Source organism: Nonomuraea coxensis DSM 45129 (genome assembly GCF_019397265.1).
In the GTDB taxonomy this organism is placed as follows: domain Bacteria; phylum Actinomycetota; class Actinomycetes; order Streptosporangiales; family Streptosporangiaceae; genus Nonomuraea; species Nonomuraea coxensis.
In genome coordinates this window covers 5,347,336-5,372,723 of sequence record NZ_CP068985.1, presented here as the reverse complement: position 1 = coordinate 5,372,723, position 25,388 = coordinate 5,347,336, and the positions used below count along the sequence as shown (strand labels likewise).

The 25,388-nt window shown below is 75.1% G+C and carries 29 protein-coding genes and 2 pseudogenes; 19 read left to right on the top strand and 12 right to left on the bottom strand.

The features are described from left to right. The first annotated feature begins 134 nt into the window (after window positions 1-134). A complete protein-coding gene (locus Nocox_RS25390) occupies window positions 135-677 on the top strand; it encodes a type II toxin-antitoxin system PemK/MazF family toxin (protein WP_211212530.1) in 543 nt (180 codons plus the stop codon). Between the two features lie 2 nt (window positions 678-679). On the opposite strand, the gene Nocox_RS25385 is transcribed toward Nocox_RS25390, so the two are convergent. Genes Nocox_RS25385 through Nocox_RS25365 form a run of 5 tightly spaced genes read right to left on the bottom strand, consistent with a single transcriptional unit; the run spans window position 680 to window position 6,188 of the window. Next, window positions 680-2,128, bottom strand: a complete 1,449-nt coding sequence (locus Nocox_RS25385) for a carboxylesterase/lipase family protein (protein WP_020541017.1) — start codon at window positions 2,126-2,128, stop codon at window positions 680-682. Window positions 2,129-2,183: 55 nt separating this feature from the next. Beyond that, window positions 2,184-3,101 (bottom strand): nitroreductase family protein, encoded by a 918-nt coding sequence (locus tag Nocox_RS25380; protein ID WP_020541018.1) that lies wholly within the window; start codon window positions 3,099-3,101, stop codon window positions 2,184-2,186. Continuing rightward, window positions 3,098-4,201 (bottom strand): hypothetical protein, encoded by a 1,104-nt coding sequence (locus Nocox_RS25375; protein ID WP_020541019.1) that lies wholly within the window; start codon window positions 4,199-4,201, stop codon window positions 3,098-3,100. The genes Nocox_RS25380 and Nocox_RS25375 overlap by 4 nt, the downstream gene beginning before the upstream one ends. After that, window positions 4,198-4,641, bottom strand: coding sequence for a hypothetical protein (locus Nocox_RS25370; RefSeq protein ID WP_020541020.1), 444 nt, complete (start codon window positions 4,639-4,641; stop codon window positions 4,198-4,200). The genes Nocox_RS25375 and Nocox_RS25370 overlap by 4 nt, the downstream gene beginning before the upstream one ends. Further along, complete coding sequence (locus tag Nocox_RS25365) at window positions 4,638-6,188, bottom strand: phenylacetate--CoA ligase family protein (protein WP_020541021.1); 1,551 nt, start codon at window positions 6,186-6,188, stop codon at window positions 4,638-4,640. Before Nocox_RS25365 ends, Nocox_RS25370 begins: the two co-directional genes overlap by 4 nt. A 133-nt stretch (window positions 6,189-6,321) precedes the next feature. Here Nocox_RS25365 and Nocox_RS25360 point away from each other — a divergent pair, with 133 nt between their 5' ends. The 3 genes from Nocox_RS25360 to Nocox_RS25350 are packed head-to-tail and all read left to right on the top strand — an operon-like array spanning window position 6,322 to window position 8,257. Next, entirely contained in the window at window positions 6,322-7,449 is a 1,128-nt protein-coding gene (locus Nocox_RS25360) for a winged helix DNA-binding domain-containing protein (protein ID WP_020541022.1), read from the top strand. Window positions 7,450-7,484: 35 nt separating this feature from the next. Further along, window positions 7,485-7,886, top strand: coding sequence for a helix-turn-helix domain-containing protein (locus Nocox_RS25355; protein ID WP_020541023.1), 402 nt, complete (start codon window positions 7,485-7,487; stop codon window positions 7,884-7,886). A gap of 32 nt (window positions 7,887-7,918) precedes the next feature. After that, window positions 7,919-8,257 carry a DUF4180 domain-containing protein gene (locus Nocox_RS25350; RefSeq protein WP_020541024.1) on the top strand — a complete coding sequence of 113 codons (339 nt, stop codon included), beginning with the start codon at window positions 7,919-7,921 and terminating at the stop codon, window positions 8,255-8,257. Between the two features lie 5 nt (window positions 8,258-8,262). On the opposite strand, the gene Nocox_RS25345 is transcribed toward Nocox_RS25350, so the two are convergent. The 3 genes from Nocox_RS25345 to Nocox_RS25335 form a co-directional block, all read right to left on the bottom strand. Then, window positions 8,263-9,048, bottom strand: a complete 786-nt coding sequence (locus Nocox_RS25345; protein WP_020541025.1) for a TetR/AcrR family transcriptional regulator — start codon at window positions 9,046-9,048, stop codon at window positions 8,263-8,265. A gap of 74 nt (window positions 9,049-9,122) precedes the next feature. Further along, the gene (locus Nocox_RS25340) at window positions 9,123-9,653 is read right to left on the bottom strand and encodes a GNAT family N-acetyltransferase (protein WP_020541026.1); all 531 of its coding nucleotides are present in this window, start codon (window positions 9,651-9,653) and stop codon (window positions 9,123-9,125) included. Window positions 9,654-9,755: 102 nt separating this feature from the next. Further along, entirely contained in the window at window positions 9,756-10,154 is a 399-nt protein-coding gene (locus Nocox_RS25335; RefSeq protein ID WP_020541027.1) for a MerR family transcriptional regulator, read from the bottom strand. A gap of 51 nt (window positions 10,155-10,205) precedes the next feature. Between Nocox_RS25335 and Nocox_RS25330 the strand changes: the two genes are divergently transcribed. From Nocox_RS25330 to Nocox_RS25290, 9 genes are all read left to right on the top strand, one after another. Then, complete coding sequence (locus Nocox_RS25330; protein WP_020541028.1) at window positions 10,206-11,399, top strand: MFS transporter; 1,194 nt, start codon at window positions 10,206-10,208, stop codon at window positions 11,397-11,399. Window positions 11,400-11,487: 88 nt separating this feature from the next. After that, window positions 11,488-12,090 (top strand): Dps family protein, encoded by a 603-nt coding sequence (locus Nocox_RS25325; protein ID WP_020541029.1) that lies wholly within the window; start codon window positions 11,488-11,490, stop codon window positions 12,088-12,090. A gap of 65 nt (window positions 12,091-12,155) precedes the next feature. Next, window positions 12,156-12,509, top strand: coding sequence for an MmcQ/YjbR family DNA-binding protein (locus Nocox_RS25320; protein WP_020541030.1), 354 nt, complete (start codon window positions 12,156-12,158; stop codon window positions 12,507-12,509). A gap of 107 nt (window positions 12,510-12,616) precedes the next feature. Beyond that, the gene (locus Nocox_RS25315; protein ID WP_020541031.1) at window positions 12,617-13,705 is read left to right on the top strand and encodes a small ribosomal subunit Rsm22 family protein; all 1,089 of its coding nucleotides are present in this window, start codon (window positions 12,617-12,619) and stop codon (window positions 13,703-13,705) included. Window positions 13,706-13,776: 71 nt separating this feature from the next. Continuing rightward, window positions 13,777-14,553 (top strand): polyprenyl diphosphate synthase, encoded by a 777-nt coding sequence (gene uppS, locus Nocox_RS25310; RefSeq protein ID WP_020541032.1) that lies wholly within the window; start codon window positions 13,777-13,779, stop codon window positions 14,551-14,553. Next, on the top strand, window positions 14,550-15,095 hold the full coding sequence (locus Nocox_RS25305) for a hypothetical protein (RefSeq protein ID WP_211212531.1): 546 nt from the start codon (window positions 14,550-14,552) through the stop codon (window positions 15,093-15,095). Before uppS ends, Nocox_RS25305 begins: the two co-directional genes overlap by 4 nt. A 41-nt stretch (window positions 15,096-15,136) precedes the next feature. Then, a complete protein-coding gene (locus Nocox_RS25300) occupies window positions 15,137-16,030 on the top strand; it encodes a pentapeptide repeat-containing protein (RefSeq protein ID WP_020541034.1) in 894 nt (297 codons plus the stop codon). Window positions 16,031-16,078: 48 nt separating this feature from the next. Then, window positions 16,079-16,972 (top strand): SMP-30/gluconolactonase/LRE family protein, encoded by an 894-nt coding sequence (locus Nocox_RS25295; protein WP_020541035.1) that lies wholly within the window; start codon window positions 16,079-16,081, stop codon window positions 16,970-16,972. 77 nt (window positions 16,973-17,049) lie between these two features. Further along, window positions 17,050-17,562, top strand: coding sequence for an FBP domain-containing protein (locus Nocox_RS25290; protein ID WP_020541036.1), 513 nt, complete (start codon window positions 17,050-17,052; stop codon window positions 17,560-17,562). Window positions 17,563-17,591: 29 nt separating this feature from the next. Here the strand turns inward: Nocox_RS25290 and Nocox_RS25285 are convergent. From Nocox_RS25285 to Nocox_RS25275, 3 genes and pseudogenes are all read right to left on the bottom strand, one after another. Continuing rightward, window positions 17,592-17,795 (bottom strand): annotated as a pseudogene (locus tag Nocox_RS25285) (ATP-dependent Clp protease ATP-binding subunit ClpX); the annotation flags it as partial. Window positions 17,796-17,874: 79 nt separating this feature from the next. Then, window positions 17,875-17,964, bottom strand: a pseudogene (locus Nocox_RS44230) (ClpX C4-type zinc finger protein); the annotation flags it as partial. 5 nt (window positions 17,965-17,969) lie between these two features. Beyond that, complete coding sequence (locus Nocox_RS25275; RefSeq protein WP_020541038.1) at window positions 17,970-19,172, bottom strand: cytochrome P450 family protein; 1,203 nt, start codon at window positions 19,170-19,172, stop codon at window positions 17,970-17,972. Window positions 19,173-19,257: 85 nt separating this feature from the next. Here Nocox_RS25275 and Nocox_RS25270 point away from each other — a divergent pair, with 85 nt between their 5' ends. The 5 genes from Nocox_RS25270 to Nocox_RS25250 all read left to right on the top strand — a co-directional run bounded on the left by Nocox_RS25270 (window position 19,258) and on the right by Nocox_RS25250 (window position 23,792). Next, the gene (locus tag Nocox_RS25270; RefSeq protein WP_020541039.1) at window positions 19,258-20,331 is read left to right on the top strand and encodes a TetR/AcrR family transcriptional regulator; all 1,074 of its coding nucleotides are present in this window, start codon (window positions 19,258-19,260) and stop codon (window positions 20,329-20,331) included. A gap of 176 nt (window positions 20,332-20,507) precedes the next feature. Then, complete coding sequence (locus Nocox_RS25265) at window positions 20,508-21,317, top strand: putative protein N(5)-glutamine methyltransferase (protein WP_033408104.1); 810 nt, start codon at window positions 20,508-20,510, stop codon at window positions 21,315-21,317. 135 nt (window positions 21,318-21,452) lie between these two features. Beyond that, window positions 21,453-21,923 (top strand): CBS domain-containing protein, encoded by a 471-nt coding sequence (locus tag Nocox_RS25260; protein ID WP_020541041.1) that lies wholly within the window; start codon window positions 21,453-21,455, stop codon window positions 21,921-21,923. 15 nt (window positions 21,924-21,938) lie between these two features. Continuing rightward, complete coding sequence (locus Nocox_RS25255) at window positions 21,939-22,460, top strand: flavodoxin family protein (RefSeq protein WP_020541042.1); 522 nt, start codon at window positions 21,939-21,941, stop codon at window positions 22,458-22,460. A gap of 165 nt (window positions 22,461-22,625) precedes the next feature. Further along, window positions 22,626-23,792, top strand: a complete 1,167-nt coding sequence (locus Nocox_RS25250; protein WP_211212532.1) for an esterase-like activity of phytase family protein — start codon at window positions 22,626-22,628, stop codon at window positions 23,790-23,792. Window positions 23,793-23,819: 27 nt separating this feature from the next. On the opposite strand, the gene Nocox_RS25245 is transcribed toward Nocox_RS25250, so the two are convergent. Next, complete coding sequence (locus Nocox_RS25245; protein WP_026213900.1) at window positions 23,820-24,677, bottom strand: SGNH/GDSL hydrolase family protein; 858 nt, start codon at window positions 24,675-24,677, stop codon at window positions 23,820-23,822. Between the two features lie 282 nt (window positions 24,678-24,959). Here Nocox_RS25245 and Nocox_RS25240 point away from each other — a divergent pair, with 282 nt between their 5' ends. Continuing rightward, entirely contained in the window at window positions 24,960-25,367 is a 408-nt protein-coding gene (locus tag Nocox_RS25240) for an ATP-binding protein (protein WP_020541045.1), read from the top strand. Window positions 25,368-25,388: the final 21 nt, after the last annotated feature.

Sequence of the window (25,388 nt, the reverse complement as noted above, 5' to 3'; positions counted from 1 at the left end):
ATGCTAGATGTCCCGGGGCATCCACTCGGCCCTGCTTCAGGGTGGCCAGGACGCCCCTTTCTTTCCGCCGTCCTGGCGAATTCGCCCGCCCAATGACGTACCGCAGGAACATACCGGCCTGTAGGGTGCGCAGCGTGATCGTGCTGCTCATATCTCGGCTTTCCGTTTATGCGGGTACGTCGACCCAAATTCTCGGCATATTGCTCGCCCTGTTATGGTTCGCGTTCATCGTCGGGCTCCCGGCCGCGGTCTTTCTCCTGGTCCGCCGGATTCTGCGCGGCCAGGCAAAGCCGCGTCCGCGGATCCACGCGCATCCGCCGGACGCGTCCTGGTATTCCCGTCCCAGCCCCGGGCACATTTACTGGGCGGACGTGCCTTTCGCCGACGGCACCGGGTCGAAGGTGCGTCCCTGTCTGGTGATAAGGACGCATGAGCAGACGATCGAGGTCCTGAAGATCACCAGCCAGGACAAGTCCGGCCGCCGCGACTGCGTCCCGATCCCGACCGCCCACTGGGACCGGCGGGCCGAGAAGAACAGCTGGCTCGACCTGGGGACGACGTACGTGATCAGCGACCGGGCGGTGAACCGCCGCGCGGGGGCGTGCGACCCGTCCACGTGGAGCCTGGTGACGCGGCGGTTCCCCACCGGCTGGGTCTATCTGGCCCGGGCGCGCTGAGGTCAGCGCCGGGGCGGGCGGCCCCAGATGCGGCGGAAGTCGGTGAGCGGGTAGGGGACGTCGGCGGGCGGCAGGTCCCAGAGGCGGGTGCGCCGCTGGTCGAGGTCGAAGCGGGGCCAGCCGGGGTCGCCGGTGGCGGCGAACGACGTCCAGGCGCGGCGGACGCGCTCCGACAGCTCGGCGAAACCGGCGGGCGGCGGGGAACCCAGGAGGCGGGCGGCGAACCGGCTGCGGCCGTCGCCGAAGGTGAACGGCACGTCCACGCCGTGCGCCGCGCCCAGCGCCGGGCCCTTCCAGGTGAAGTCGTACAGCCAGGTCCTGCCGCCGGCCCGCGCGTGGGCCTCGGCGGTCCACGTGGTCGGCATCCGGACCAGCGCGTCCGACATCAGCACGGTGAACAGCTCGGCGTCGCCCGCCCCCGGATGCGCCAGCCCGTACGTGGGCACGGCGTCGGCGTCCAGCCCGAACGAAGCCGCCGCCGTGGCCGGATCGACCCCCGCGGGCGGCCCGCCAGGGGCGAGCCCGCGGTACTCCTCGTGCGTGAACCCGCAGACCAGCTCCACGGCGCGGGCGCCCGCACCGGCCATGCCCGCCCAGGGCGGCCCCGTGACCAGGTCGCCGTCCACGACCGGCCCGAACGGGCTCCCGCCCGCCCCCGTGACGTCGCGCGCCGCGAGGACGGCCTCGGGCGGCAGCCCCGCGAGACCCTCGTACGTCGCCGGCACCCCGGCCGCCGCGGCCAGCGCCCCGGTGACGCGCCCGGCCTCGGCGCGGGTGCGCAGACCGGCCGGGATGCTCTGCGCGATCGCCCGGCGGAACAGGCCCGCGGCGGCCGGCGCGGCCGTCAGCAGCGCGATCGAGGCCGCGCCCGCCGACTGGCCGAACACGGTCACGTTGCCGGGGTCGCCGCCGAACCCGGCGATGTTCCCGCGCACCCACTCCAGCGCGGCGAGCTGGTCGCGCAGGCCGCGGTTGTCCGGGACGCCGGGCAGGTGGCCGAAGCCCTCGAAACCCACCCGGTAGTCGACGGTCACCACCACGACGCCGGAGCGGGCCAGCACGGCGCCGTCGTACTGCGGCATGGCCGTCGCGCCGACCTGCCACGCCCCGCCGTAGAACCAGACCATGACCGGCAGCCCCGCGCCTGCCGGGTCGGGGCTCCACACGTTGAGGTTCAGGCAGGCCAGGCCGTCGCCGGAGCGCCAGATCGGCGGCACCCCCGGCGCAGGGGGGAGCTGGGGCGGTGCGGCGCCGTACGCGACGGCGTCCCGCACCCCGTCCCACGCGGGCGGCGGGGCGGGCGGACGGAAGCGCAGCGGGCCTTCCGGCGCGGCCGCGTACGGGATGCCCAGGAAGGAGGCGACGCCCTCCCGCGTGAGGCCCCGCACGGACCCCTGGGCGGTCTTCACGATGACGGCCGCCCGTTCGGGACCGCCGTGGCTTGCCTGCATGTCCCCAGCCTGCCCGCGCCCGCTTGGAGATCACTTGGACGCGGCTGCACCCGGCTCAGCCGCGCAGCCGGGACGACGGCGGCGCCGGGGACCTCGGACGGCCGACGCGGGCGATGTGCAGCAGCGAGGAGGGGTCGGCGACGCCCAGGCGGCGGGCGAGCTCGCGCCGGGTGCCGGGGCTGTCGATGATCTGGCTCAGCGGATGCGTCGTACAGCCGGCGGCGGACAGGGTGAGCCAGTGGCGGAGGAGGAGCCGCCCCTGCTCCACCTCGTCGCCCGCCGGGCCGGTCAGGACCAGCACGTCGCCGTCGTGGTCGAGCAGCCCGCGGGAGGCGCCCGCCAGGAGGCGGGGCAGGCCGAGCGGCCGGAGCGCCGGGTAGAGCGCCAGCGACGCGCGCAGCGCCACCGCCTCCAGCCGGGTCAGCCGCAGCGCCCGGTCGCTCAGGCCGTCGAGCAGGTAGCGCCGGTGCCTGCGGGTCAGCCGCAGCCACTGGCGCAGCTCGCGGGTCACCTCCGGCGAGCCGTACTGGTGCAGGTCGGCCGCGTGCAGCAGGTCGGCGAGGTCGCGGCACGGGACGCGGCGCATCCCGGTCAGCCCGGCGACCAGCTCGTCCGGCAGGCGGCCGGGATGGTACTCGCCCCGGTTGGCGCCGCGGGCGCGCACGTCGGCCGTGGTGAAGGGCGTCGCGTACGGCTCGCCGGCCCTGCGGAGGTGACCGACGCGCAGCGGGCCGGGATCGGCGTCGAACGCCACGGGCAGGCCCGCCGACGCGCAGACGATCAGGCAGCACTCCACGAACGCCCCCAGGCCGAGGCGCAGGTCGCGGCCCGTGGGGTCGCTGACCGGCAGCGCCCGGTCCGGGTCCCAGCCGACGGTCACCCGGTCGTCCTCGTACGTCAGCGTCCAGGGCTGCGTGTTGTGCGCGCTCGGCGCGCGCCAGAAGTCGGGCTCCAGCGCCCGCAGCTCGTTCACGTGAGGTCCTTGGCGTAGAAGGCGTAGCCGTGGAGGGGGCGGCCGCCCATGGCGACGTACTGGGCGGCGGAGCCGGGGTTGGTGCGCTCCACGTACGTGCTGCGCAGCGTGTGGTAGCCGCCGCGGCGCAGGCCCTCGTGCAGCTCCCGCGAGAGCAGGCGCATGTAGCCGCGGCCCTGCTCGTCCGGCACCGTGCCCTTGATCACGAGCACGGCCTCGCGCCGGTGACGGGAGCGGGTGGCGAGCAGGCGGAGCTGGTTGAGCAGGTGGAGGTCGCCGCGCACCCGCATCACGAACTCGGAGATGTCGGGCAGGCACAGCACGAACGCGATCGGCCGCCCCGCCTTGGTCAGGTACAGCAGCAGGTCCTCGTCCAGCAGGTGCGCGAGCCCGTCGGTCTGCGCCGCGAGCTGGGCGGCGGAGATCTCGGTGTAGTAGCCGAGCCGGGCGAAGGCGGCGTTGAGCATGCCGCGCAGGATCGGCAGCTGCTCGGCCACGCGGCGGCGGTCGCCGCGGTGCACCTCCAGCCCTTCGGCCGCCACGCGGGCGTCGTCGAAGGCGAACACCGGCTCGTCCGGCACCGGGCAGATCCAGGTGTCGGACTCGAAGCGGCGGGTGAAGCCGTACGCCTCGTACGCGGCCGGGTAGGAGGGCGGGTTCCAGGCGCTGTCGATGAAGCCGCGCTCGGCGAAGCCCGAGGTGATGACGCCGCCCGCCTGGTTCGGCAGCAGCGAGACCGGGCCGAACGCCGTCCGCCGCCCGCCGGCCCGGCCCGCCGCGCACACGGCGTCGAACAGCTCCTCGGCGGCGTCGTCGGCGAACTCGGTGAGGCCGAACAGCTGCAGCCGATCGCCCAGCTTGGCGTCGAGGGCGGCGTCGGTGTGCAGGGTCGTGCGGGCGACCACCCGGCCGGCGCGGCGCAGCACGTACAGGGCCACGCCCTGGCGCAGCCACGCGCGGACCTGGGCGCGCAGCGGCGGGACGAAGCGGGGCGGCTCGTCGCCCGGGTCGTGCAGGCGGTCGGTGAGCGACAGGAAGTCGCGCAGGCCGGCCCGGCTCTCGACGCGCTCCAGCCCGTGGACGCGGCCCAAGGTGCTCACGGACGCCTCACCGGGGGACCCGCGCTCTCCGTCGACAGCGGCGTGAACGTCTCGATGTGCGCCATCCCGCCGCCCTCGGCCCGCCACACCCCGTTGCTGTAGCCCTCGGGCTCGGCGTTGTAGACCCGGATGTAGCCGCCGGTGGCGTTCCTCGTGCCGTCGGTGACCCACTGCATCAGCCTGCGGTGGTGGCGGGTGCGCGCGAAGCGCATCAGCGCGTCGCGGTCCTCGAAGAACGCCAGCGTGCCCAGCGTGAACGGGAACTCCCAGTAGACCTTGTGCCACCGGTAGCCGCGCATCCGCTTCATGTCGCGCACCATGCGCCACCAGGTGAAGGAGAGCACGACGATCGACAGCGGCCCCCGGTAGCGGGTCGCCCCGACGAACATCGCCGTCGCCTGCCCCTGCGGCGGCGCCTTGCTGAAATCGGTGGTCCTCATGCGTCCTTCACCAGGTAGACGTTCTTCATCTTGGTGAGCCCGGCGAACGGGCCCTCGCCCGGGCCGAACACCCGCACCCGCAGGTCGGCGGCCGTCGGGTCCTCGCGCAGCGACTCGGCGAAGTCGCGCGAGACGGCGCTCAGGTGCGCCAGCACGCCCTTGCGGCACAGCGCGGCCAGCTCGTCGCGGTCCACCCCGTCGTCCACCCCGCCGCGTACCTCCAGGTTCACGACCGGCCGGTACTCCAGGCCGGGCAGTTCCTCCAGCGACAGGCAGAACCGGTTGATCGCGGCGGCGTACGGGTTGCCCTGGTAGAGGCCGTACTCGACGTCCTGCGGATACAGGTTCGCCCCCATGTACGAGATCGTCGAGTCCTTGCGGCCGAACAGGAACAGCAGCGGCAGGTTCAGCCGCTCGTCGGTCCAGGCCCGCTCGTACGCCTCGTCCCCGAGCGCGGCGCGCACCTCGGCGAGCGTGCGCAGCGCGGCCTCGTCGCCCACGTTGTAGCGCAGCTTGGGCTGCAGGCACGTCTTGGTGTTGATCGTGCACAGCAGCTCGCCGGCGGCGTTGACCTCCAGGAACGTCTCCAGCGGGTTGTAGTGGAAGATCATCGGCAGCCGCTGCTCGCCCGGCCCGAGCAGCCGCTCGCGCAGCTCCCCGTCGACGGCCAGGCGCTTGCGCAGCCACACGCTGAACCCGCTCTCCGCGCCCATCCCGATCGTCAGGTCGCTCGCGCCGTAACCGGAGCGGACCTCCTCGAAGCGCTCCTCCAGGTAGTCGCGCAGCGCCTCGGTCATGCCCTCGCCGCCGACCATGCCCCGGATCCGGTAGTCCCGCCAGGGGAAGCCCCGCTCGTCGAGGTGGTCGCGCAGGTGCTTGAGGAACGGCGGGTAGGCGGCCACCACGTAGTCGTAGCCGGGCCCGAAGTGCTCCAGCGTGTCGGCGATCTTCTCCAGGTCGGGGCCGGTGTTCTTGACCATCGCGATGCGCGCCATGGCCGCGCCGGTGGTGGTGCCGGTGGCCCAGGCGCCCATCGAGTACGCGTTGACCACGAACAGCCGCCTGCCGGGGAAGACCAGCTCGATGTAGCCGGCCGCGTTGCGGTGGACGCCCTTGAGCTCGCGCGGCCCGCGCACCCAGTTGTACGGCTTGCCGCTCGACCCCGACGACTCGTCCACGATCACGCCCGCCCGGTGCAGCCTGCCCTCCTGGCAGCGGCTCTCCTCGTCGTAGGCGGCGGCGTAGTTCTGCTTGGTGGTCTCGGGGAAGTCGGCCAGCCGCCGGGCGTGCTCGGCGCCGTTGGCGCGCAGGAAGTGCCGGTAGGCGGGCACGTCCACGGCGGCGAACTGGCAGGCCACGCGGGCGTGCCTGGCGGCCACCCGGTCCAGCGCCGGATGGTAGCCGCGGGCCACCAGCCGCCAGATCGCGGGATGCAGCGCGCCGAGCCGGTAGGCGCCGGTCAGGGACCAGGAGTACGCCTGGAGCCTGAGGCGGCGCCAGCGCTGGCGCGCGGTGAGGGGGCCGAGACGGGGACTGAGCCGGTTCATGATCGGTGACCCTAATGATCCCGGATTGCCGATCACTTGCGTCGCACTTGAACCACCGACGCGGAACGTACCTTTCCGCGTTTCCCCCTACGGTGAGTGGTGCAGGCGGACGGGCTGACGGACGGAGTACGTGATGATCGCACTGTCGTGGCCGCAGGTGAGCGCGCGGCGGCTGGAGCGCGCGGGCCTGGGCGCGGAGCCGGCCGGGACCGGCCCCGCCGAGGCCGTCGCGGCCATGTGCGGCGCGCACGCCCAGGTGACGGCGGCCGCCGAGGTCTCCGTCGGCCTGCGTCTCGCCGGCGCCACCCGCGCGCACGTGCGCGCCGCGCTGCGGCCCGGGGGCGAGCTGGTCAGGACGTACGGGCCGCGCGGCACCGTCCACGTGCTGCCCGCCCGCGACCTGGCGTGGTGGGTGAGCGCGCTGTCGTCGCTGCCGCCCGGCAGGAACCCGCACGCGCCCTCCGTGCGGCTCACCCCCGATCAGACCGAACGGGTGGTGGCGGCGATCACCGAGGCGGTCGCCGCGGACGAGCTGACCGTCGACGAGCTCAACGACCGGGTCGTGGACCTCGCCGGGCCGTGGGCGGGCGACCTCGTCGTGCCCGCGTTCGGCGGGCACTGGCCGCGCTGGCGGCAGGTGATGCACCTGGCCGCGCACCGGGGCGCGTTCGTGTTCGGGGCCGGGCGCGGACGCAAGGTCACCTACACGGCGCCGCCCGCCGCCGCCCCCGCCGAGGACGGGCTCGGCGAGCTGGTCCGCGGCTACCTGACGGCGTACGGGCCGGCCACGCCCGAGCAGTTCGCGCAGTGGGCGGGCGGGCCGGTGAGGTGGGCGGCACGCGCCTTCGAGGGGGCCGGGCTGGAGGAGGTGCTGTTCGAGGGGCGGCCGGCGTGGGTGGTCGCCGGGGACACGGCGGTGCCGGACGAGCCGCCGCGCGGGGTGCGGCTGCTGCCGTACTTCGACGCGTACGTGGTGGCGGGGCGGCCCCGCGAGCTGCTGTACCCGGGCGCGGCGGCCGCGCGGGCGCTCAACCGCGGGCAGGCGGGCAACTTCCCGGTGCTCCTCGTGGACGGCGTCGTGGCCGGGGTCTGGCACCAGCGCCGCTCCGGCGACCGCCTCCACGTGACCGTGGAGCCGCTCCACGACCTAGGCCCGGCGCGGGAACGGGAGCTGGAGGAGCGGGTCGAGCGGCTGGGCGAGGTGCTGGAGGCCCGGCCCCGGCTGACCATCGGCACCGTCACCGTGGGCGCTCACGCCTGAATGACTCCCTTTCGTGCCCTACGATAGGGAACGATATGGAGCAATACACCGTGGAGCAGGCGGCCGCGCTGCTCGGGCTGCACGTCAAGACCGTGCGCGCCTACATCCGTGACGGGCGGCTGCCCGCCGTGCGGGTGGGCAAGCGTTACCGGATCGCCAAGGACGACCTGGCCGCGTTCGGCGGGCTGCCGCCGGAGGAGCCGGCGCCGCCGCGCGCCGCCGAGGTGTCGGCCATCGTCCAGCTCGACGGGATCGGCCGCGCCGAGATGGACCGCGTCACCACCATGGTCACCGGCGCCCTCGCCGGCCGCCCCAACGGCGTGCGGGTCCAGTTCGCCTACGAGGAGGAGCGCGCCCACCTCAAGGTGATCGTGCTCGGCGAGCTGGAGCCCGCCGCGCAGGTGCTGCGCCTCCTCGACGCGCTGACGCGCCCGTGACGCCCCGCCCCCGACCCCTTCTGAGAGGCATCATGCTCGACGACGTCCACGTCTGCCCGTCCGACGGCCCGCCGCTGCGGGAGGAGCGCGACGCGCTCGACCTCATCGGCGAGACCTGGGGGCGCGGCGCCACCTGGGTGGCGGTGCCCGCTGAGCGGCTGCACGACGACTTCTTCGCCCTCACCACCGGCGTCGCGGGGCGGATCACGCAGAAGTTCGCGAACTACGGCCTCGGGCTCGCGGTCGTCGGCGACATCTCACGCTTCACGGCCGCGAGCGCCGCGCTGCGCGCCTGGGTGGCGGAGTCCAACCGGGGGCGGGAGCTGTGGTTCGTCCGCGACCTGGACGAGCTGGCCGCCCGCCGCACCTGACCCGGTCAGGTCTCGCGGGCGGCGGCCTCGATGCCGTCGAGCACCACCTCGAGGCCCGTGCGGAACGCCTGGCGGGTCCGGTGCTCCAGGAACGGCTCGCCGTCCTCGCCCGGCCAGTCGTCCTCCGACTCCACCCACCGCGCCATCGGATAGCGCCCGGCGAACCCGGGAGCCACCTCCTCCAGCAGCGACGCGCGGGCCCGCCACCACTCCTCGTCCGACACGCCGGTCTCCGACGGGGCCTGGCGGGACTCGGCGACCGTACGGGCCGCGCCGCGCACGAAGTCGTACAGCAGGGCCACCACGCCCCGCACCCGGCCCGGCCGCAGCCCGGTCGCCCGCAGGATCCCGACCAGGGTCTCCAGCGCCGCGAACTCGTTGGGCCCCAGCACCGGCCGGGCCTGCGACACCTGGAGGATCCACGGGTGGCGCAGGTAGAAGGCGCGGGTCCGCTCCGCCCACGCCGCGACGGCCGGCCGCCAGCCGCCGCTCAGGTCGTACTCGGCGGGCAGCTCGGCCATGGCCCGGTCGTACATCAGGTCGACCAGCTCGCCCTTGCTCGGCACGTACGTGTAGAGCGCCATCCCGGTGCGGCCCAGCCGCTCGCCGACCTTGCGCATCGACAGGGCCGCCATGCCCTCGGCGTCGGCCACCTCGATGGCGGCGTCGACGATCACGTCCACGCTCAGCCCGGGCTTCGGCCCCGGCCGGGGCTCGCGCCGCTGCTGCCCGTCGCGCCACAGCAGCGCCATCGAACGGCGGGCGTCCCCCTGACCGGCGTAGACGACCAACGCGCGACTCCCCGTGCGGACCCGACTGCTACGCCGTGAAGCGTAGCAGCGCCGTCCCGGCCTCCGCCGGGGCGTCAGACGCCGTTCTCGCCGGGGACCAGCAGGACCTCCGACCCGGTCGGGGCGTACCCGGCCGCGAGGAAGGCGCGCACGCTCGCCGCGTTGCCGGGCGCGACCTGCGCCCACAGCGGCCGGGGCGCCAGGTGGCGGGCGGCCGTGGCGAGCAGCCGGCCCAGCCCCCGGCCCCGGTGCCCCGGCTCCACCTCGACGGCGGCCTCCCAGCGGCCGGCCACGCCCCGCCCCACGGTCAGCAGGCCGCCCGCGCACGTCCAGACGCGCACCTCGTCCCGGTAGGCCAGCGCCCGCTCCACCCGGGGGTGCCCGGTCCCGGTCACCTCCTCCAGCGCGAGCGGCGGCGGCCCGGGAAGCGGGCCCGCCACGGCGAGCAGGTCGAGGTTCCCGGCGCTCCGCCCGGTCCGCAGGCCCAGCTCCAGCAGGAACGGCGGGCTCACCGGGGCCGAGAGGTCGCCGGCGGGCAGCCGCTCGCGCACCCAGGAGGGCGGCAGGTCGGCGAAGACGACCGTGTGCCCGGTGAAGGCGATCACGCCGAGGTCGCGGGGGGGACGGCTGGGGCACGACCGTCAGCCCGCCGTCCGCGGCCGGCGGCGCGCCGCGCTCGGCGGCGGCGAGGACGGCCTCCAGCGCGCTCAACTCCCGGCCTCCCCCGACGCCGCCGTCCGCTTCGCGGCCTCGACCGCCGCCAGGTAGGCGAGGATGCGGTCCCGGTTGCGGGACATGCACTCCACCCGCTGCTGGATGCGGGCCGCCTCCGACCTGAGCAGGTCGGCCAGCTCGGGCGTGAGGCAGTCGGGATGGAGGTGGATGTCGTCGGGCCGGTCCAGGAACGGGATGACGCGCCGGATGATGTCCGTGGTCAGCCCCGAGTCGAGCAGCCCCCGGACCTGCTGGACCCGGTGCACCGCCGCCTCCGGATAGACGCGGTAGCCGTTGGCCGCCCGGTCCGGGCGCAGCAGGTCCTGCTCCTCGTAGTACCGCAGCATCCGGGCCGGCACGCCCGTGCGGCGCGACAGCTCCCCGATCCTCATGCGCCCTCCTCGCTTGCCTTCTCATCGATGTGAAGGTTTCAGCATGGTCGCATGACCGACACGATGACCGCCCCTCCGGGGCAGGGCGCCCGCCTGCCGTGGGCGGGCCTGCTGGCCTTGTTCACCGCGGCGTTCACCGCCGTCATGACCGAGCTGCTGCCCGCCGGGCTGCTGCCGCGCATGGCCGGGGCCCTCGACGTGACCGAGGGCCGGGTCGGCTTCCTCGTCACCGGGTACGCGGTGGCCTCCACGCTCGCCGCGATCCCGCTCACCGCCCTGGTGCGCGGGCTGCGGCGGCGGCCCGTGCTGGTCACGGCGCTGAGCGGGTTCGCGCTGCTCAACGCCGTGACCGCGGCCTCCTCGTGGTACCCGCTCACCTTCGCGGCGCGGCTGCTCGCCGGGGTGATGGGCGGGCTCCTGTGGGCCATGCTCGTCGGGTACGCCGCCCGCATGGTCCCCGAAGGGCGGCGCGGACGGGCCATCGCCGTCGTCTCGGCCGGCATCACCGTCGCCCTGTGCGCGGGACTGCCCGCGGGCGCGGCGCTCGCCGCGGCGTTCGGCTGGCGGGCCGCCTTCGCCGGGCTGGCCTGCGTGGCCGCCGCGCTGGTCGCGTGGGTGCTGTGGAAGGTGCCGGACTTCCCCGGCGAGGCGGCGGGGGAGCGGGCGCCGCTGCGGCGGGTGGCGGCGGCGCCCGGCGTGCGCGTCGTCCTCGGCACGACCGCGCTCGTCCTGGTCGGGCACCAGGCCGTCTACACGTACCTGGCGCCGCTCGCCGAGCTGTCGGGGGCGGCGGCGACGAGCGTCGTGCTGCTGGTGTTCGGGGCCGGGACGGTCGCCGGGATCTGGGCCACCGGCGCGGTGATCGACCGGCGGCCACGCTCGGCGCTGCTCGTGGTCCTGGCCGCGATGGCCGCCGCCATGCCGCTGCTGGGCGGGCCGGGCTGGACGCCGGTGGCCGCGGTGGCGTTGTGGGGGGCCGCGTTCGGCGGGGTGCCGACGCTGCTGCAGACGGCGCTGGTGCGTGCCGCGGGGCCCGGCCACGCCGACGTCGCCACCTCCATGCAGACCACCGTCTACAACGCCGGCATCGCCGCCGGCTCGCTGACCGGCGGCCTCGTGCTGGAGTCCGCCGGCGCGGCGGCGCTGCCGTGGACCGCGCTCCCGCTGCTGGCCTGCGCCCTGGCGGCCGCCGCCGTGGCCCGGCGGCACGCGTTCCCCCGGCGGGCCGCCGGGACGCGGGATTGACCCTCTCTTGTGCCGCCTCGCGGCGGCGCTTGGCACGGCCGAGGGGAGGTTGACGATGACTGCTGTTGCCCGCCGCGAGGAGACGCGCATGACGACCAGACGACCTGCCAAGGCGACCCGGCCCAAGACCGGCAGCCAGCCGTGGCCGCACATGAACGGCGTGCAGATCCAGGAGTTCGGCACCGTGCGGATGTTCCCGCTCGGGCTGTCGCGGGACGCCCGGATGTACTCCTGCGGCCGGCTCAACCAGATCCTGGCCGACACGCAGATCCTCTACGCCCTCTACAAGAAGCACCACTGGCTCATGCGCGGCCCGACCTTCTACCAGCTCCACCTGCTGCTCGACAAGCACGCCGGCGAGCAGGTCGAGCTGGTGGACCAGCTCGCCGAGCGGGTGCAGACCCTCGGCGGCGTCGCCGTCGGCGACCCGCGGCACGTCGCCGAGATGACCGTGATCCCTCGCCCGCCGAACGGCTGCGAGGAGGTGCCGGCCATGCTCTCCCGCCTCATCGAGGCCCACGAGACCATCCTGATCGCCGCCCACGACGCGGCGGCCCGCGCCCAGGAGATGGGCGACGACGGCACCAACGACCTGCTCGTCTCCGAGGTGATCCGGACGAACGAGCTGCAGACGTGGTTCCTCATCGAGCACTTGGTGGACACGCCGCTCGTCGAGACGCCCGAGAGCTGAGCGAGGGCACGGGAACTGTCGGAGCCGCGCGATAGCGTCGGCCTCTCGGCGAATGGGAGGCCCACATGATCGACGACGAGGTGGCGGCGCGGCTGCGGGAGATCTGCCTGGCCCTGCCCGAGACGCAGGAGCAGCCGTTCGGCGGGCACACCGCGCCCAGCTTCCGGGTGCGGGGCAAGCTGTTCGTCATGACGAGCGAGGACGGGCGGTCGATGACGTTCAAGGCCGAGCCCGGCGTGCAGGAGGCGCTGGTCGGCTCCCAGCCGGAGCGCTTCTTCGTGCCGCCCTACGTCGGCGCCAAGGGCTGGGTGGGCGCGTGGCTGACGGCCGGGCACGACTGGGACGAGCTCGACGAGCTGATCAGGGACAGCTACCGGCTGGTCGCGCCCAGACGCCTGGCCGCGCTCCTCGACGGCTGAGCGCCCGCGCCTGGGGCGACGCGATCCCGCGGATGGCCGATAATGGCCGAGGCCCAGCGTGCGGGCGCCTCCGCACCGTCCCCGCCCGTTCGAAAGCGACTCCGCCCATGCTGCCCGACGACCTCCGCACCGCCCTGGACCAGGCCCTGGCCCGGCACTCGCCCCAGGAGCTGGCCCGCTCGGTCGCCCGGCTCACCGAGCGCTACCGCGGCGGCGCCTCCGCCGACGCCGTGCGCCTCCTCGGCCCCTCCGGCGGGCCCGCGCACGTCGGCGGCCCCTCCGGTGAGGCGCCGCACATCCGGGGGCAGGCTGACGTGGCCGCCTACGCCGCCTATCGCATGCCGGCCACCTACGAGGCCGCCGCGCTGGCGATGCGGCAGGCGGCGGCCCGGGTCCCGGGCTTCGAGCCGCTCAGCCAGCTCGACGCCGGCGGCGGCACCGGGGCGGCGATCTGGGCGGCCGGGTCCGTCTGGCCGTCGCTGCGCCAGGTCACGGTCGTCGAGCGCGACCCGCACGTCATCGACCTCGGCCGCCGCCTGGCCCGCGCGGCGCGGGCCGCCGGGGTGCGCGGCACCGCGTGGCGGCAGGCCGCCGTCGCGCCCGGCCTCGACCGGCCGCGCGCCGACCTCGCGACCATGTCGTACGCGCTGGGCGAGCTCCCCGAACGGGACCGCCCCGACGTCGTGCGCTGGCTCGCCCGCGACGCCGCCATGGTGATCGTCGTCGAGCCCGGCACGCCCGCCGGCTACGCCACGGTCGCCGCCGCCCGCGAGGTGCTGCTGGCCGAGGGGCTGAGCGTCGTCGCCCCCTGCCCCCACGACCGCGCCTGCCCGATCGAGCCAGGCCGCGACTGGTGCCACTTCTCGGTGCGCCTGCCGAGGACGTCCCTGCACCGCCAGGTCAAGGCGGGCACCCTCAGCTTCGAGGACGAGAAGTTCGCCTACGTCGCCGCCACCGCCCGCCCCGCGCCGCGCCCCGCCGCCGACCGGGTGCTGCGCCATCCGCAGAAGCGCAAGGGCGTGGTGTCGCTGCGCCTGTGCACCGACACGGGCGGCATCCGCGACGAGCTCGTCTCCAAGCGGCAGGGCGAGCTCTACCGCCGGGCCAGGGACGCCGGCTGGGGGGACGCCTGGGGAGACGCCGGCGGGGATGCCGGGGGAGACGGCCGGCCCGCGGCCGTCGCCGGGGAGGGGTGACCGCGCCGCCCGCGGCGCCGACTTTCTCGAATCCCCCCGAACCGGCCGACCTCGCACGCCATCCTTAGGGGGTGCACGTAAGCGATCTTCTTCATCCCCTGTACGCCCGGCGCCTGCGCCGCCAGGTCTCGACCGGCCCGCTGCCCCGGCACGTCGGTCTCATCATCGACGGCAACCGCCGCTGGGCCAGGCAGAAGGGCCTGCCGAACCCGAGCATCGGCCACCAGTACGGCGCCGACCACATCCAGGACGTGCAGGCGTGGTGCGAGAGCCTCGGCATCAGGCACCTGACGGTGTTCCTGTGCTCGACGGAGAACCTCCAGCGCCGCGGCGACAAGGAGGTCGCCTTCCTGCTGCGGGTGATCGAGGAGATGGTCGCCGACCGGCTCGCCCGCCCCGGCGCCCGCTGGCGGGTCCACGTCGCCGGGCTGCTCGACATGCTCCCCGACACCACCGCCCGCGCGCTGAAGAACGCCGTCGAGGCGACCCGCGACTGCGCCACCGGCTTCCACCTGACGCTGGCCATCGGCTACGGAGGCCGCCAGGAGGTCATCGACGCCCTGCGCGAGCTGCTGTACGAGCGGGCCGAGGCCGGGCAGAGCATGCACGAGCTGGCCGAGACGCTGACCGCCGACGACCTCGCCGGCCACCTCTACACCGCCGGCCAGCCGGACCCCGACCTGGTCATCCGCACCAGCGGCGAGCAGCGCATGTCGAACTTCCTGCTGTGGCAGTCGGCCTACTCCGAGCTGTACTTCTGCGAGGCGTACTGGCCGGCCTTCCGCGAGATCGACTTCCTGCGCGCGCTGCGCAGCTTCGCCGCCCGCCAGCGGCGCTTCGGCGGGTGAGCGTGAACCACGACGAGGTGCTGAGCCTGTACGAGCGGCGCTTCCGCCGCGAGCCCAAGCCCGAGATGCCCGGGGCCGTGGTGGAGCGGGCGGGCGCGGTGGTGCGCCAGTCCGGCCCCGCGCCCTGCTGGAACGGCGTCCTGTGGTCCGACCTGGACGAGAGCACGGCGGACGCCGCCATCGCCGACCAGATCCGCCACTACGCGGAGCTGGGCACGGAGTTCGAGTGGAAGCTCTACGGCCACGACCGCCCGGCCGACCTCGACCGGCGGCTGCTCGCGGCCGGTTTCACCGCCGAGCCGCCCGAGACCCTCATGGTCGCCGAGACCGCCAGGATCGCCGTCCCCGCCGCCGTGCCCGCCGCTGAGCCGGAGTGGCGGGGGCGCGGCGTCTACCGGGCCCTGGTCGCCTACCGGGCCCGCGACGCGCTCGCCCGCGGATACCGCTACCTCCAGGTGGACGCCTCCGCCGAGAGCCGGCCGATCCTGGCCCGGCTGGGCTTCGCCGCCCTGGCCACCACCACGCCGTACACGCACGGGTGACTATCCTGGAGCGTCCGCCCGCGTTCGAGGAGATCCGCACGTTGCACCCCGCCGAGCCCCTTGCCGACGACTTCCGTGACCTCGGACTGCTCGCCGACTGCGGCAGTTGCTTCGGCCTGTGCTGCGTCGCGCTGCCGTTCGCGGCGTCGGCCGACTTCGCCGCCGACAAGGCCGCGGGCGAGCCCTGCCGCAACCTGCGCGAGGACTTCCGCTGCTCCATCCACGAGCGGCTGCGCCCGAGCGGCTACCCCGGCTGCACGGTGTTCGACTGCTTCGGGGCGGGACAGAAGGTCTCGCAGGTCACCTTCGGGGGGCGGAGCTGGCGGGCCGCGCCGGAGACGGCCGGGCGGATGTACGCCGTCTTCCCGGTCATGCGGCAGCTCCACGAGCTGCTGTGGTACCTCGCGGAGGCGCTGACCCTGGAGCCCGCCCGGCCGGTCCACGCCGAGCTGCGCCGCGCGCTCGACGAGACCGACCGGCTCACCCGGCAGGACGCCGGCGCACTGGAGACGTACGACGTGGCTCCGCACCGGGCCGCGGTCAACGAGCTGCTGCTGCGGGTGAGCGAGCTGGTCAGGGCCGGCCACCAGGGCGGGGGCCGCGACAGGGGCCGGGGCAAGGACCGGCGCGGGGCCGACCTCATCGGGGCCCGGCTCAGGGGCGCGGACCTGCGGGGGGCCAACCTGCGGGGGGCTTACCTCATCGGCGCGGACCTGCGCGGCGCGGACCTGCGCGAGGCCGACCTCATCGGGGCCGACCTGCGCGGGGCGAATCTCGCGGGCGCCGACCTCACGGGCGCGATCTTCCTCACCCAGGCCCAGCTCAACGCCGCCGCCGGCGACGCCGCCACCCGCGTCCCTCCCGCCCTGACCCGGCCCGCCCACTGGCCGGAGACCGCCTCCCGGGCGCCCGCCCGCCGCGCGCGCCGCCGCTGAGCCGGGGCCGGGCGCGCGGCCCGGGGCGCGTGGGAGCATCGTGCCGACGTGACGTCCAGCACCCTGGAGGAGATCGGCATGAGCATCGCCGCGTACCCCGTGACCGACCCGGTGTCCGAGCACGGTGAGGGGCCGGTGTGGTCCGCGCGCTGGGGCGGGCTGCGCTGGGTGGACATGCTGGCCGGCGACGTGCTCGCGCTCGACGGCGCGACGGTGCGGCGGCGGCGCGTGGGCAAGGTCGCCGCCGCGCTGCGGCCCCGCGTGGCCGGCGGCTACGTCGTCGCCGCCGAGCGCGAGCTGCTGCTGGCCGACTCCGACGACCTCGACGCCCCGCTGCGCCCGCTGGGCGGCGAGGCGTGGAGCGACCCGTCCGTACGGATGAACGACGGCGGCTGCGACCCCGGCGGCCGTTTCTACATCGGCAGCATGGCCTACGACGCCGCCCCCGGGCGCGGCTCGTTCTACGTGGCCGGGCCCGGCGGCGCCCTGAGCGTGGTGCTGCCGGAGGTGACGATCTCCAACGGGTTCGACTTCAGCCCCGACGGCTCGCTCGCCTACTACGCCGACACCGCCACCGGCCGGGTGGACGTGCTCGACTACGACCCTGACAAGGGGCTCGGCGGGCGGCGGCCGTTCGCGTACGTGGACCCGGAGCGGGGGCAGCCCGACGGGCTGACGGTCGACGCCGAGGGCGGCGTCTGGGTGGCGCTGTGGCAGGGCGGGGCCGTGCACCGCTACGACCCCGCCGGCCGCCTCGACGCCGTCGTCGCCCTGCCGGCGCGCAAGGTCACCGCCGTGGCCTTCGGCGGCGACGACCTCGGCCGGCTGTTCATCACCACCTCGGCGCTGGACGTGGACCGGGCCGAGCAGCCGGAGGCGGGGGCGGTGTTCGCGGCCGACCCGGGTGTGCGGGGCCGGCCGGTGCTGCCCGCCGCCCTGTGACAGGAAAACCCTTTGCGCCCCCTTAGCTAGGAGTCCTAGGTTTGATCCTAGAGTTCCTAGTTTCTGGGAGAAGAGTCATGCGTCCCCTCACTGAGCGCGACCTGCGCGCGTCCTTCGTCAACTGCTCCAAGGGGGAGGCCCGCAGGCTCGGGCTGCCGCGCGACCTCGCCGGCGCTCCCTGGGCCGACCTCGACTTCCTGGGCTGGCGCGACCCGGGGGCGCCCGAGCGGGCGTACCTGGTGGCCGAGCGCGGCGGCGGGCTGACCGGCGTCGCGCTCCGCCTCGCCCAGGACGTGCGCAGGAGCCTCGCCAAGAGCACCCTGTGCTCGGTGTGCGTCACCCCGCACCCCGGCACCGGCGTCGCCCTGTTCACCGCGCCCCGCGTCGGGGCGGCCGGCCGCCAGGGCAACACGGTCGGGGTCTACATGTGCGCCGACCTCGCCTGCTCCCTCTACGTGCGCGGCAGGAGACAGGCCGAGCCGGGCCCGCGGTTCGAGACGCTGACGGTGGAGGAACGCGTCGCGCGGGCCGTGGCCAACCTGGACGCCTTCCTCGGCCGGGTGCTCGACGACACCCTCGCGACCGCCTGAGCCCCGCGCCGGCGGCCCGCGGGCCTCGGGCGGGCCGCCCTGGCGCCGGTGCGGCGCAGTAGCGCCTGCTCGGCGACCGCCGCCACGGCGTCCTCCTCGAACGCGAGCTCGACGCCGTCCAGCTCGAACAGCCGCTGGTACTGCCTGATCAGCGCGTTGCGCGGCTCGGTCGGCATCCGGACCAGCCCGGCCCGCTCCAGCGGGCGCAGCGTCGTCAGCACCGGCAGCCGGCCCGGCGGGGGCCGCGGCGGCCTCCTCCTCGGCGATGAGCTCGGTGCGTCGCCCGACGCACTCCTCGCAGGTGCAGACCGACGGCGGCCCCGCGATCAGCCGCCGGACCTCGTGCTGCCCCTTCCCGCAGAACGAGCAGAACGAGCAGGCCGGTCCGGTCGAGCGGGTCATGGGCCTCAGCCCGCCGTGCCCAGGGTGACCGGCAGTGACAGCAGCCGGGCCGTGCCCGGGTCAGGGACGCGCCGCGGCGCCCCCGCGAGCGCCAGGCCGGGGAAGCGGCGCAGCAGCGCGCCGAGCGCGACCGCGGTCTGCACGCGCGCCAGCGACGCCCCGGCGCAGAAGTGCGGCCCGTGCGCGAACCCGAGCTGCCCCGCGGCGTCCCGCCGCACGTCGAACCTGCCGGGATCGGGGAAGACGCGCGGGTCGCGGTTGGCGGCAGGGATCGCGACCGTCACCGGCTCGCCCTGCGGCACCGTCACGCCGCCGATCTCGACGTCCTCCGTCGTGAACCGGGGGATGGTCAGCAGCTGCGGCCCGCACCAGCGCATCAGCTCCTCGACCGCGCCGGGGGTCAGCGCCGGGTCGGCCCGCAGCGCGGCGAGCTGATCGGGATGCTCGTGCAGGGCGGCCACGGAGTTGGCGATGAGGTTCGCCGGCGTCTGCCCGGCCAGGACGAGCTGCCACACCATCGTCACCAGCTCGGTCTCCGACAGGCGGTCGCCGTCCTCCTCCTGGACGCGGGCCAGCTCGGAGACCAGGTCGTCGCCCGGCTCGGCCCGCGCCCTGGCCACGGCGGCCTTCGCGCCCTCCAGGATCCCGGGGATCGCCTCGGCGAACGCCGCCCCGTGCCCCGCCGCGACGTCCGCGCCCCACGCGCGCCAGCGCGGCCGGTCGGCGGCCGGGATGCCCACCAGCTCGCAGATCACCTCCATCGGCAGCGGCCGGGCGAAGTGCGCCAGCAGGTCCACCGTGCCGTCTCCCTGGCCGTCCTCCGCCCGTTGGGCGGGCAGCTCGTCCAGCAGGGCGTCCACGACCCGCTCGACCCGCGGACGGAACCGCTCCGCCTGGCGCGGCGTGAACGCGGGCGCGACCAGGCGGCGCAGCCGGGCGTGCTCGGCGCCGTTCAGCTCCGACATCGTCGTCATGTACGGCAGGCATCCGGCCGGGACGTCCGGCCGCCGGTAGCTGTTCTCGTCGGTGCGGAGCCGGGGGTCGGTGAGGACCGCCCGGCCCTCGGCGTGCCGCAGCACGACCCAGAAGGCGAACCCCGGCCCGGTCAGCCGCGCCACGGGGGAGTCGCCGGCCGCCCGCACGTACGCGGCGGAGGGGTCGCGCAGCAGCGCGGGGTCGGTCATGTCGAGCTCCGGCACGTCGGCCATCCAGGCGCCCCTTATTTAAGATGATCCCATCATTTGAGTGTTCACGGTATCTTGACCGGCGGGACACGGCAACGCGAGGAGGACGATGGCCCGCCTGACCAGAGCGCAGGCCCAGGAGCGCAACCGGGCGAGAGTGCTGGCCGCGGCGCGGGCGGAGTTCGCCGAGCGCGGATACCGGGAAGCGAAGATCGACGGCATCGCCGACCGCGCGGAGCTCACGCGCGGCGCGGTCTACTCCAACTTCCCGGGCAAACGGGCGCTGTACTTCGCGGTGCTGGCCGAGCTGGCCGAGACCGCCGAGCCCCCCGCCCCCGCGCAGCCCGCGCTGACCGTCGGGGAGGCGCTGCGGGAGGTGGCCCGCGCCTGGGTCACCCGGCTGCCGCTCGCCACCGACGACGAACGCGGGCCGAGCCGGCTCGGCATGCACCTGATGCCGGAGATCCTCGCCGACGAGTTCACCCGGGTGCCGTACGCGCAGCTCGTGAAGCTCGACGCGATCCTGCTCGGGCTGGCGCTGGAACGGCTGAGCCCGCCGCGCGCACCGGACGGGCGGCTGGTGCGGCTCGCCGAGACCGCGCTCACCGTGCTGCACGGGGCGGGGCAGCTCGCGGCGGCGGCGCCGGGGTTCGTGGAGCCGTTCAACGTGGTGCGCGCCTGCGAGCGGCTGGCCGGCCTCGACCTCGGCGACCGGTGGTTCGTCGCGCCGCTGCGGCCGCGCGTGTCGGCCGGCGACGAGCCGTGGTCGCCGCCGTCGCCCGTGCCGGACGCGGTCAGCGGCGAGCGGGTGCCCCTCACCGGCGACGGCGTGGTGGCGGTGCTCGGCATGCACCGGCTGTCGTCCGTCGAGGACGCCGTACGGGCCGCGCCGCCCGGGGCCGAGGTCACCGCCGTCGTCGTCAGCGGCGCGCCCGAGGAGCTGTTCCCGCTGGCCAGGCTCACCCTCGCCGAGCTGTGCGGCTGCCTGCGCCCGGCGGTCCCGAGGGCGGCCTGGCCGCGGCTCCGGGTCGTGTGGGACGAGAGCGGCGACCTCGCGGCGGCGGCCGGCGTCACCGCGCCGGACGACGCCACGGAGGTGGCGCTGCGCGTCGAGGCGGGCCGTGTCAGGCTGCGCGCCGAAGGCTACGGCGCCGCCCACGCCGCCGCCCGGCACCCCGCCTGATCGCCCCGCCTGATCGCCCCGCCTGATCGTTCTGCCTGATCGCCCTGCCTGATCGCCCTGCCTGACGCCCGCCTGATCGCCCTGTCCGCGGATGCGCGTCATGCTGGTGGCAGGCGGGACCGGCCCTGTGGGGCCGCTCGCGGTGACATGACGGGCATCTGATAGGAAAGTCGCCCATGTCGAGCTTTTTGTCGTCCGAGGAAGCCACTCCCGGCCTGGTCGCGCAGCTCAGGGCGGCCGGGTGCGTGTTCGCCGAGGACGAGGCGGCGCTCATCCTCGCCACCGCCCGCACCCCTGACGAGGTCGCGGAGATGGCCGGGCGCCGCGCCTCCGGGCAGCCCCTGGAGCACGTGCTGGGCTGGGCCGGGTTCTGCGGGCTGCGGCTGGCCGTCGAGCCGGGCGTGTTCGTGCCGCGGCCCCGTACCGGGTTCCTCATCGCGCAGGCCGTCGCCCTGGCGGGGGAGGTTCCCGGCACGCCCGTCGTCCTCGACCTGTGCTGCGGCACGGGCGCGATGGGCGCCGCCCTCGCCGCCGGGCTGTCCAGGCCGGTCGAGCTGCACGCGGCCGACCTCGACCCCGCCGCCGTGCGCTGCGCCCGCCGCAACCTGCCCGGCGCCTCCGTCCACCAGGGCGACCTGTACGAGCCGCTGCCCGCGACACTGCGCGGCCGGGTGGACCTGCTGATCGCGAGCCCGCCGTACGTGCCGTCCGCCTCCGTCGGGCTGCTGCCCCCCGAGGCCCGCCTGTACGAGCCGCTGACCGCGCTCGACGGCGGCGACGACGGCCTCGACGTGGTCCGCCGCGTGATCGCCGGCGCGCCCGCCTGGCTCGCCCCCGGCGGCCACCTGCTGGTCGAGACCAGCGAACGCCAGGCCGAGGCCACCGCCCGCGCCGCCGAGGACGCCGGCCTGACCGCCCGCGTCACCGGCTCAGACGAGCTGGACGCCACCGCCGTCATCGCCACCGCCCCGCCGGCGTCCTCCTGAGATCCTTCCCGGGCCGTCCGCGACGGGCCGGGAGGTAGGGACCAACGGCACCCCTGTCCAGGGACTTCGTCCCCGGGTGCGGCGCGCCGCCGGCGGCCATGATGAAAGGGGAAGGTCGAGCCGCTGGAGGATGCCATGAGCGTCGAGACCCTGGTCGCCGAGCAGGTCATGAGCCGAATTCTGGTCGTCGTCAAGCCCGAGGAGTCGCCGCTGATGGCGTGGGAGCTGATGCGCCGCGCCAACGTGCACCACCTGCCCGTCGTGTCCCGCGGGCACCTGCTCGGGGTGCTGAGCCGCGAGGATCTCGCGGCCGCGTGGTCCGGCGGGCCGTGGGAGCAGTCGGGACGCCAGGTGGGCGCGCTGCTGACCGGCGAGCGGCGGCCGCGGGTGCGGCCCGGCACGCCGCTGCCGAGGGTGGCGGCGGTCCTGGCCGACTCCGGTTGTGACGCGCTGCCGGTGGTCGGCGAGCACGGGCTGGTCGGGCTCATCACCGCCTCCGACGTGGTGGCCGCCGTGGCGGGCCGCCGGCCGCGCCGCAACGGCACGGCGGGCGAGGTGGTGACCGGCATGTTCCACCTCGAACCGGTGCTTCCGCAGGAGAGCTGAGGGAGGAAGAGCGCCATGTACGCGCTGGTGGTGTACGAGTCGATGTACGGCAACACGAAGGCGGTCGCCGAGGCGGTCGCCGAGGGGCTGGCGAGCGTCATGCGCGCCGAGGTGGCCGAGGTCGCCACCGCCCCCGACGTGGTGGGCGCGGACGTGGGCCTGCTGGTCGTGGGCGGGCCGACGCACGCGTTCGGGATGAGCAGGGTCTCGACCCGGCAGTCCGCCGCGCAGCAGGCCGAAGGCGCTCCGCTGGTCTCCAGGGGGCGCGGGGTCCGCGAGTGGCTGGCGGCGCTGCGCACCTCGTCGGCCGCGCTCGACGCGGCGGCCTTCGACACGCGCGTCGCCAAGCCGCGCATGCCGGGCTCGGCGGCGGGCGGCGTCGCGAGGCGGCTGCGCAAGGCCGGGGTCCGGCTGGCCTGCCCGGCACGGAGCTTCTACGTCGAGGGCACCCTGGGGCCGCTCCTTCCCGGCGAGCTGGACCGGGCCAGGGAATGGGGTGAGAGCCTGGCCCGCGCCCACAAGGTCCCGGTGGCATAGCGCTCAGGAGAGCCCGCGCGGTGGCGATGATTCGCCGCCGCGCGGTTTTTTGTTTCTCATGAAATGCCGAGATTAACGGCGTTCGCCGCTTCCACCTGCATGGACTTCCCGCGGGATTCGCGATTTCATTTCCCCGTCATCGCCGTTCCATGAAGGGGGGAATAAATGGTGCAGAAGCGCCGAACAATGGCGGTCGCCGTCATTCTGGTGGTGGTGGTGGTGGCGGCGTTCTCGGCGCAGCCGGTGTCGGCGGCCGGGCGGCGCGACCCGGTGCGGATCACCCGCCTCCTCGGCGAGCGGAGCCTGCCGCACATGACCCGCCTGGACGGCACGACCGTCGGCGGCCTGTCCGGCATCGACCACGACCCCCGCACCGGCGTCTGGTACTTCGTCTCCGGCGACCGCTGGCGTTACAACCCGGCCCGCTTCTACACCGGCCGCCTGCAGATCGACCGCGACACCGGCGAGTTCCGCGGCGTACGGCTGACCGGCGTCACCACGCTGACCCGCGCCGACGGCACGCCCTACCCCGGCTACGGCAAGCGCGAGTCCGCCGACCCCGAGTCGATCAGGTTCGACCGCTGGAACGGCCGGCTGCTGTGGGGCGACGAGGGCGACCGGCCCGACGACCGCAACCCCCGCATCCCGCTCTCCCAGCCCGCCGTCCGCGGCATGGACCGGCAGGGCCGTCACCTCGGGGCGTTCCCGCTGCCGCGCGTCCTGCGGCTGACCCGCGCGGAGCGCGGCCCGCGGCGCAACTTCGGCTTCGAGGGCCTGGCCGTCACGCCGCGCGTGGTCACCGCCGTCACCGAGGGCCCCCGCTACGAGGACGGCGCGCTGCCCACCGCCGGGCGCGGCGCGCCCGTCCGGGTGACCGTGTGGAGCCGCGACGGCAGGCTGCGCGGCCAGTACGCCTACCCGCTCGGCGCGCTGCCCGCCGCGCCCGTCCCGCCGACCGGCGACGCCGACAGCGGCGTGTCGGAGATCCTGGCCGTGGACGACCTCCGCTACCTCGCGCTCGAACGGTCCTGGATGCAGGGCGTCGGCTACCGCGCCCGGCTGTACGAGTTCGACCTGCGCGGCGCCACCGACGTCCTCGGCCGGCGCTCCCTGGCCGACGGGCGGCCGTACCGGCCGGTGACCAAGCGTCTCGTCCTCGACCTGAGCGCGGCGGCCTCACAGGCGGACACCCAGGTCCAGAACTACGAGAGCCTGGCCTGGGGTCCGCGGCTGGCGAGCGGCGAGTGCACGCTCGTCGTCGGCTCCGACGACAACTTCAGCCAGGAGGAGGTCACCCGGTTCCTGGCGTTCGGGGCCACGGGCTGCCGCTGAGCGCCCGTGGCCCCGCGCTCGTCCGCCTCAGGCGCCCGAGACGGCGGCGGTCACGACGGCGGCGAAGCCCCGCATGCCGAGCGCGTTCGGGTGGAAGGGGGTCGCGGGCGAGGCCGGCACGTACGGCTCGATCCAGCGCGTCCCCGGCGCGGTGCACGGGTCGTGGCCGACGCTCGGGGTCTGCAGGTCGATGAAGCCGACGCCGGCCGCGGCGGCCTGCTCGGCGAGCATCTGGTTGAAGTACTGCAGGGTGGCGCGGATGTAGTTGGCGTCGGCCTTGATGATGGGGACGCGCGGGTAGCAGCCGTTGGGCGGCGCGTACGTCGCGTAGCCGACGACGAAGACGCGGGCCTGCGGGGCGCGGGCGCGGATGTCGGCGGCGAGCTGGGTCAGCCGGGGCCGCAGCGCGTCGGTCTTGACCCGCCAGCTGTCCTGGCCGTTGACGATGTAGTCGTCGTTGCAGGCGTCGCCGACGGGCGGCGGCAGCAGGTTGAGGCAGTCCTCGATGAAGCCGGTCAGGCCGACGTCGTTGGCGCCGATCTGCACGGTGACCAGCGTGGTGTCGGAGGTGACGGCGTCGAGCTGCGGCGCCACCGAGCCGAGGTCGGTGTTCTGCGACTGGTACATGTGCGTGGTCTTGGCGCCGGAGCAGGTGACGTCGCGCAGCGTGCGGGCGCCGATGGCCTGGGCGGTCAGGTGCGCGTAGTTGCGGTCGGAGCGCCAGCAGCCGAGTTCGGGCAGCACCTGGTTGGGGATGAGCGGGCCCGCCGCGGCCGAGTCGCCGAGCGCCACGTAGACGTCGTTCTGCGCGGCGGCCTGGGCGGGCGGGGAGACGGCTGACAGCAGGGCGACGGCGGCGAGCATGGCGAGGACACGTCGGGACATGGGGGGACTCCTCGGGCGAAGGGGGGTGAGTGGGGGGTGCCGAGTTTCCGATCGATGATGATGACCCGCGGCTCAACGATGATCCCCGAACCTCATTCTGTGAATTGGACGGAGGAGTAAAAGAAAGCTGTCAAATCCGGTACATCTCACCAACCCCTACGGGCTCTTGTGCGCCTCACCCGCACCCCTCTTCACGCGCGCCGGGGTCATCCCGAACCATAAGAAACCTGGGCCGGTCCGCTTGAAAGCGGACGACGTGGGCACTGGGGCTTGGTGTCTTCTGTGCTCCCATCGCTCCGCCCCGCCGAGGCCGTGCACACGCAGCTCGGCGAGGACCTGGCACCGCTGCGCGAGCTGGTGCGCGCGTTCGCCGTCCGGGCCGGGCTGGAACGCTCGCGTGCCGATCTGCTGGTGCTCGCGGTCAGCGAGGCCGCGGGGAACGTCCTGGAGCACGCCCGCGCCCCCGGCACCGTGAGCCTGCGCAGCGACGCCGACGGCGTCACGGTGCACGTCGCGGACGAGGCCGGCGCCCTCACCCCCGACCACCTGCGCTGCCCCCCGCGTCGGCCCGGCCACGGCGGCCTCGGGCTGCGGATCATCCAGCGCGTGTGCGATCGCGTGCGGCTCGACCACCCCGGCGGCCGTACCCGGCTGGAGCTGTTCATGAGCCGCCGGCTGAGCACGGCCTGACCCGCCGGACCACCCCGGCGG

Excerpts from the sequence above, each read along its gene's own strand:
- Nocox_RS25385 (WP_020541017.1), bottom strand. The coding sequence starts at position 2,128 with ATGCAGGCAAGCCACGGCGGTCCCGAACGGGCGGCCGTCATCGTGAAG.
- Nocox_RS25370 (WP_020541020.1), bottom strand. The coding sequence starts at position 4,641 with ATGAGGACCACCGATTTCAGCAAGGCGCCGCCGCAGGGGCAGGCGACG.
- Nocox_RS25365 (WP_020541021.1), bottom strand. The coding sequence starts at position 6,188 with ATGAACCGGCTCAGTCCCCGTCTCGGCCCCCTCACCGCGCGCCAGCGC.
- Nocox_RS25360 (WP_020541022.1), top strand. The coding sequence starts at position 6,322 with ATGATCGCACTGTCGTGGCCGCAGGTGAGCGCGCGGCGGCTGGAGCGC.
- Nocox_RS25355 (WP_020541023.1), top strand. The coding sequence starts at position 7,485 with ATGGAGCAATACACCGTGGAGCAGGCGGCCGCGCTGCTCGGGCTGCAC.
- Nocox_RS25350 (WP_020541024.1), top strand. The coding sequence starts at position 7,919 with ATGCTCGACGACGTCCACGTCTGCCCGTCCGACGGCCCGCCGCTGCGG.
- Nocox_RS25335 (WP_020541027.1), bottom strand. The coding sequence starts at position 10,154 with ATGAGGATCGGGGAGCTGTCGCGCCGCACGGGCGTGCCGGCCCGGATG.
- Nocox_RS25330 (WP_020541028.1), top strand. The coding sequence starts at position 10,206 with ATGACCGACACGATGACCGCCCCTCCGGGGCAGGGCGCCCGCCTGCCG.
- Nocox_RS25325 (WP_020541029.1), top strand. The coding sequence starts at position 11,488 with ATGACGACCAGACGACCTGCCAAGGCGACCCGGCCCAAGACCGGCAGC.
- Nocox_RS25320 (WP_020541030.1), top strand. The coding sequence starts at position 12,156 with ATGATCGACGACGAGGTGGCGGCGCGGCTGCGGGAGATCTGCCTGGCC.
- Nocox_RS25315 (WP_020541031.1), top strand. The coding sequence starts at position 12,617 with ATGCTGCCCGACGACCTCCGCACCGCCCTGGACCAGGCCCTGGCCCGG.
- Nocox_RS25290 (WP_020541036.1), top strand. The coding sequence starts at position 17,050 with ATGCGTCCCCTCACTGAGCGCGACCTGCGCGCGTCCTTCGTCAACTGC.
- Nocox_RS25275 (WP_020541038.1), bottom strand. The coding sequence starts at position 19,172 with ATGGCCGACGTGCCGGAGCTCGACATGACCGACCCCGCGCTGCTGCGC.
- Nocox_RS25270 (WP_020541039.1), top strand. The coding sequence starts at position 19,258 with ATGGCCCGCCTGACCAGAGCGCAGGCCCAGGAGCGCAACCGGGCGAGA.
- Nocox_RS25265 (WP_033408104.1), top strand. The coding sequence starts at position 20,508 with ATGTCGAGCTTTTTGTCGTCCGAGGAAGCCACTCCCGGCCTGGTCGCG.
- Nocox_RS25260 (WP_020541041.1), top strand. The coding sequence starts at position 21,453 with ATGAGCGTCGAGACCCTGGTCGCCGAGCAGGTCATGAGCCGAATTCTG.
- Nocox_RS25255 (WP_020541042.1), top strand. The coding sequence starts at position 21,939 with ATGTACGCGCTGGTGGTGTACGAGTCGATGTACGGCAACACGAAGGCG.
- Nocox_RS25250 (WP_211212532.1), top strand. The coding sequence starts at position 22,626 with ATGGTGCAGAAGCGCCGAACAATGGCGGTCGCCGTCATTCTGGTGGTG.
- Nocox_RS25245 (WP_026213900.1), bottom strand. The coding sequence starts at position 24,677 with ATGTCCCGACGTGTCCTCGCCATGCTCGCCGCCGTCGCCCTGCTGTCA.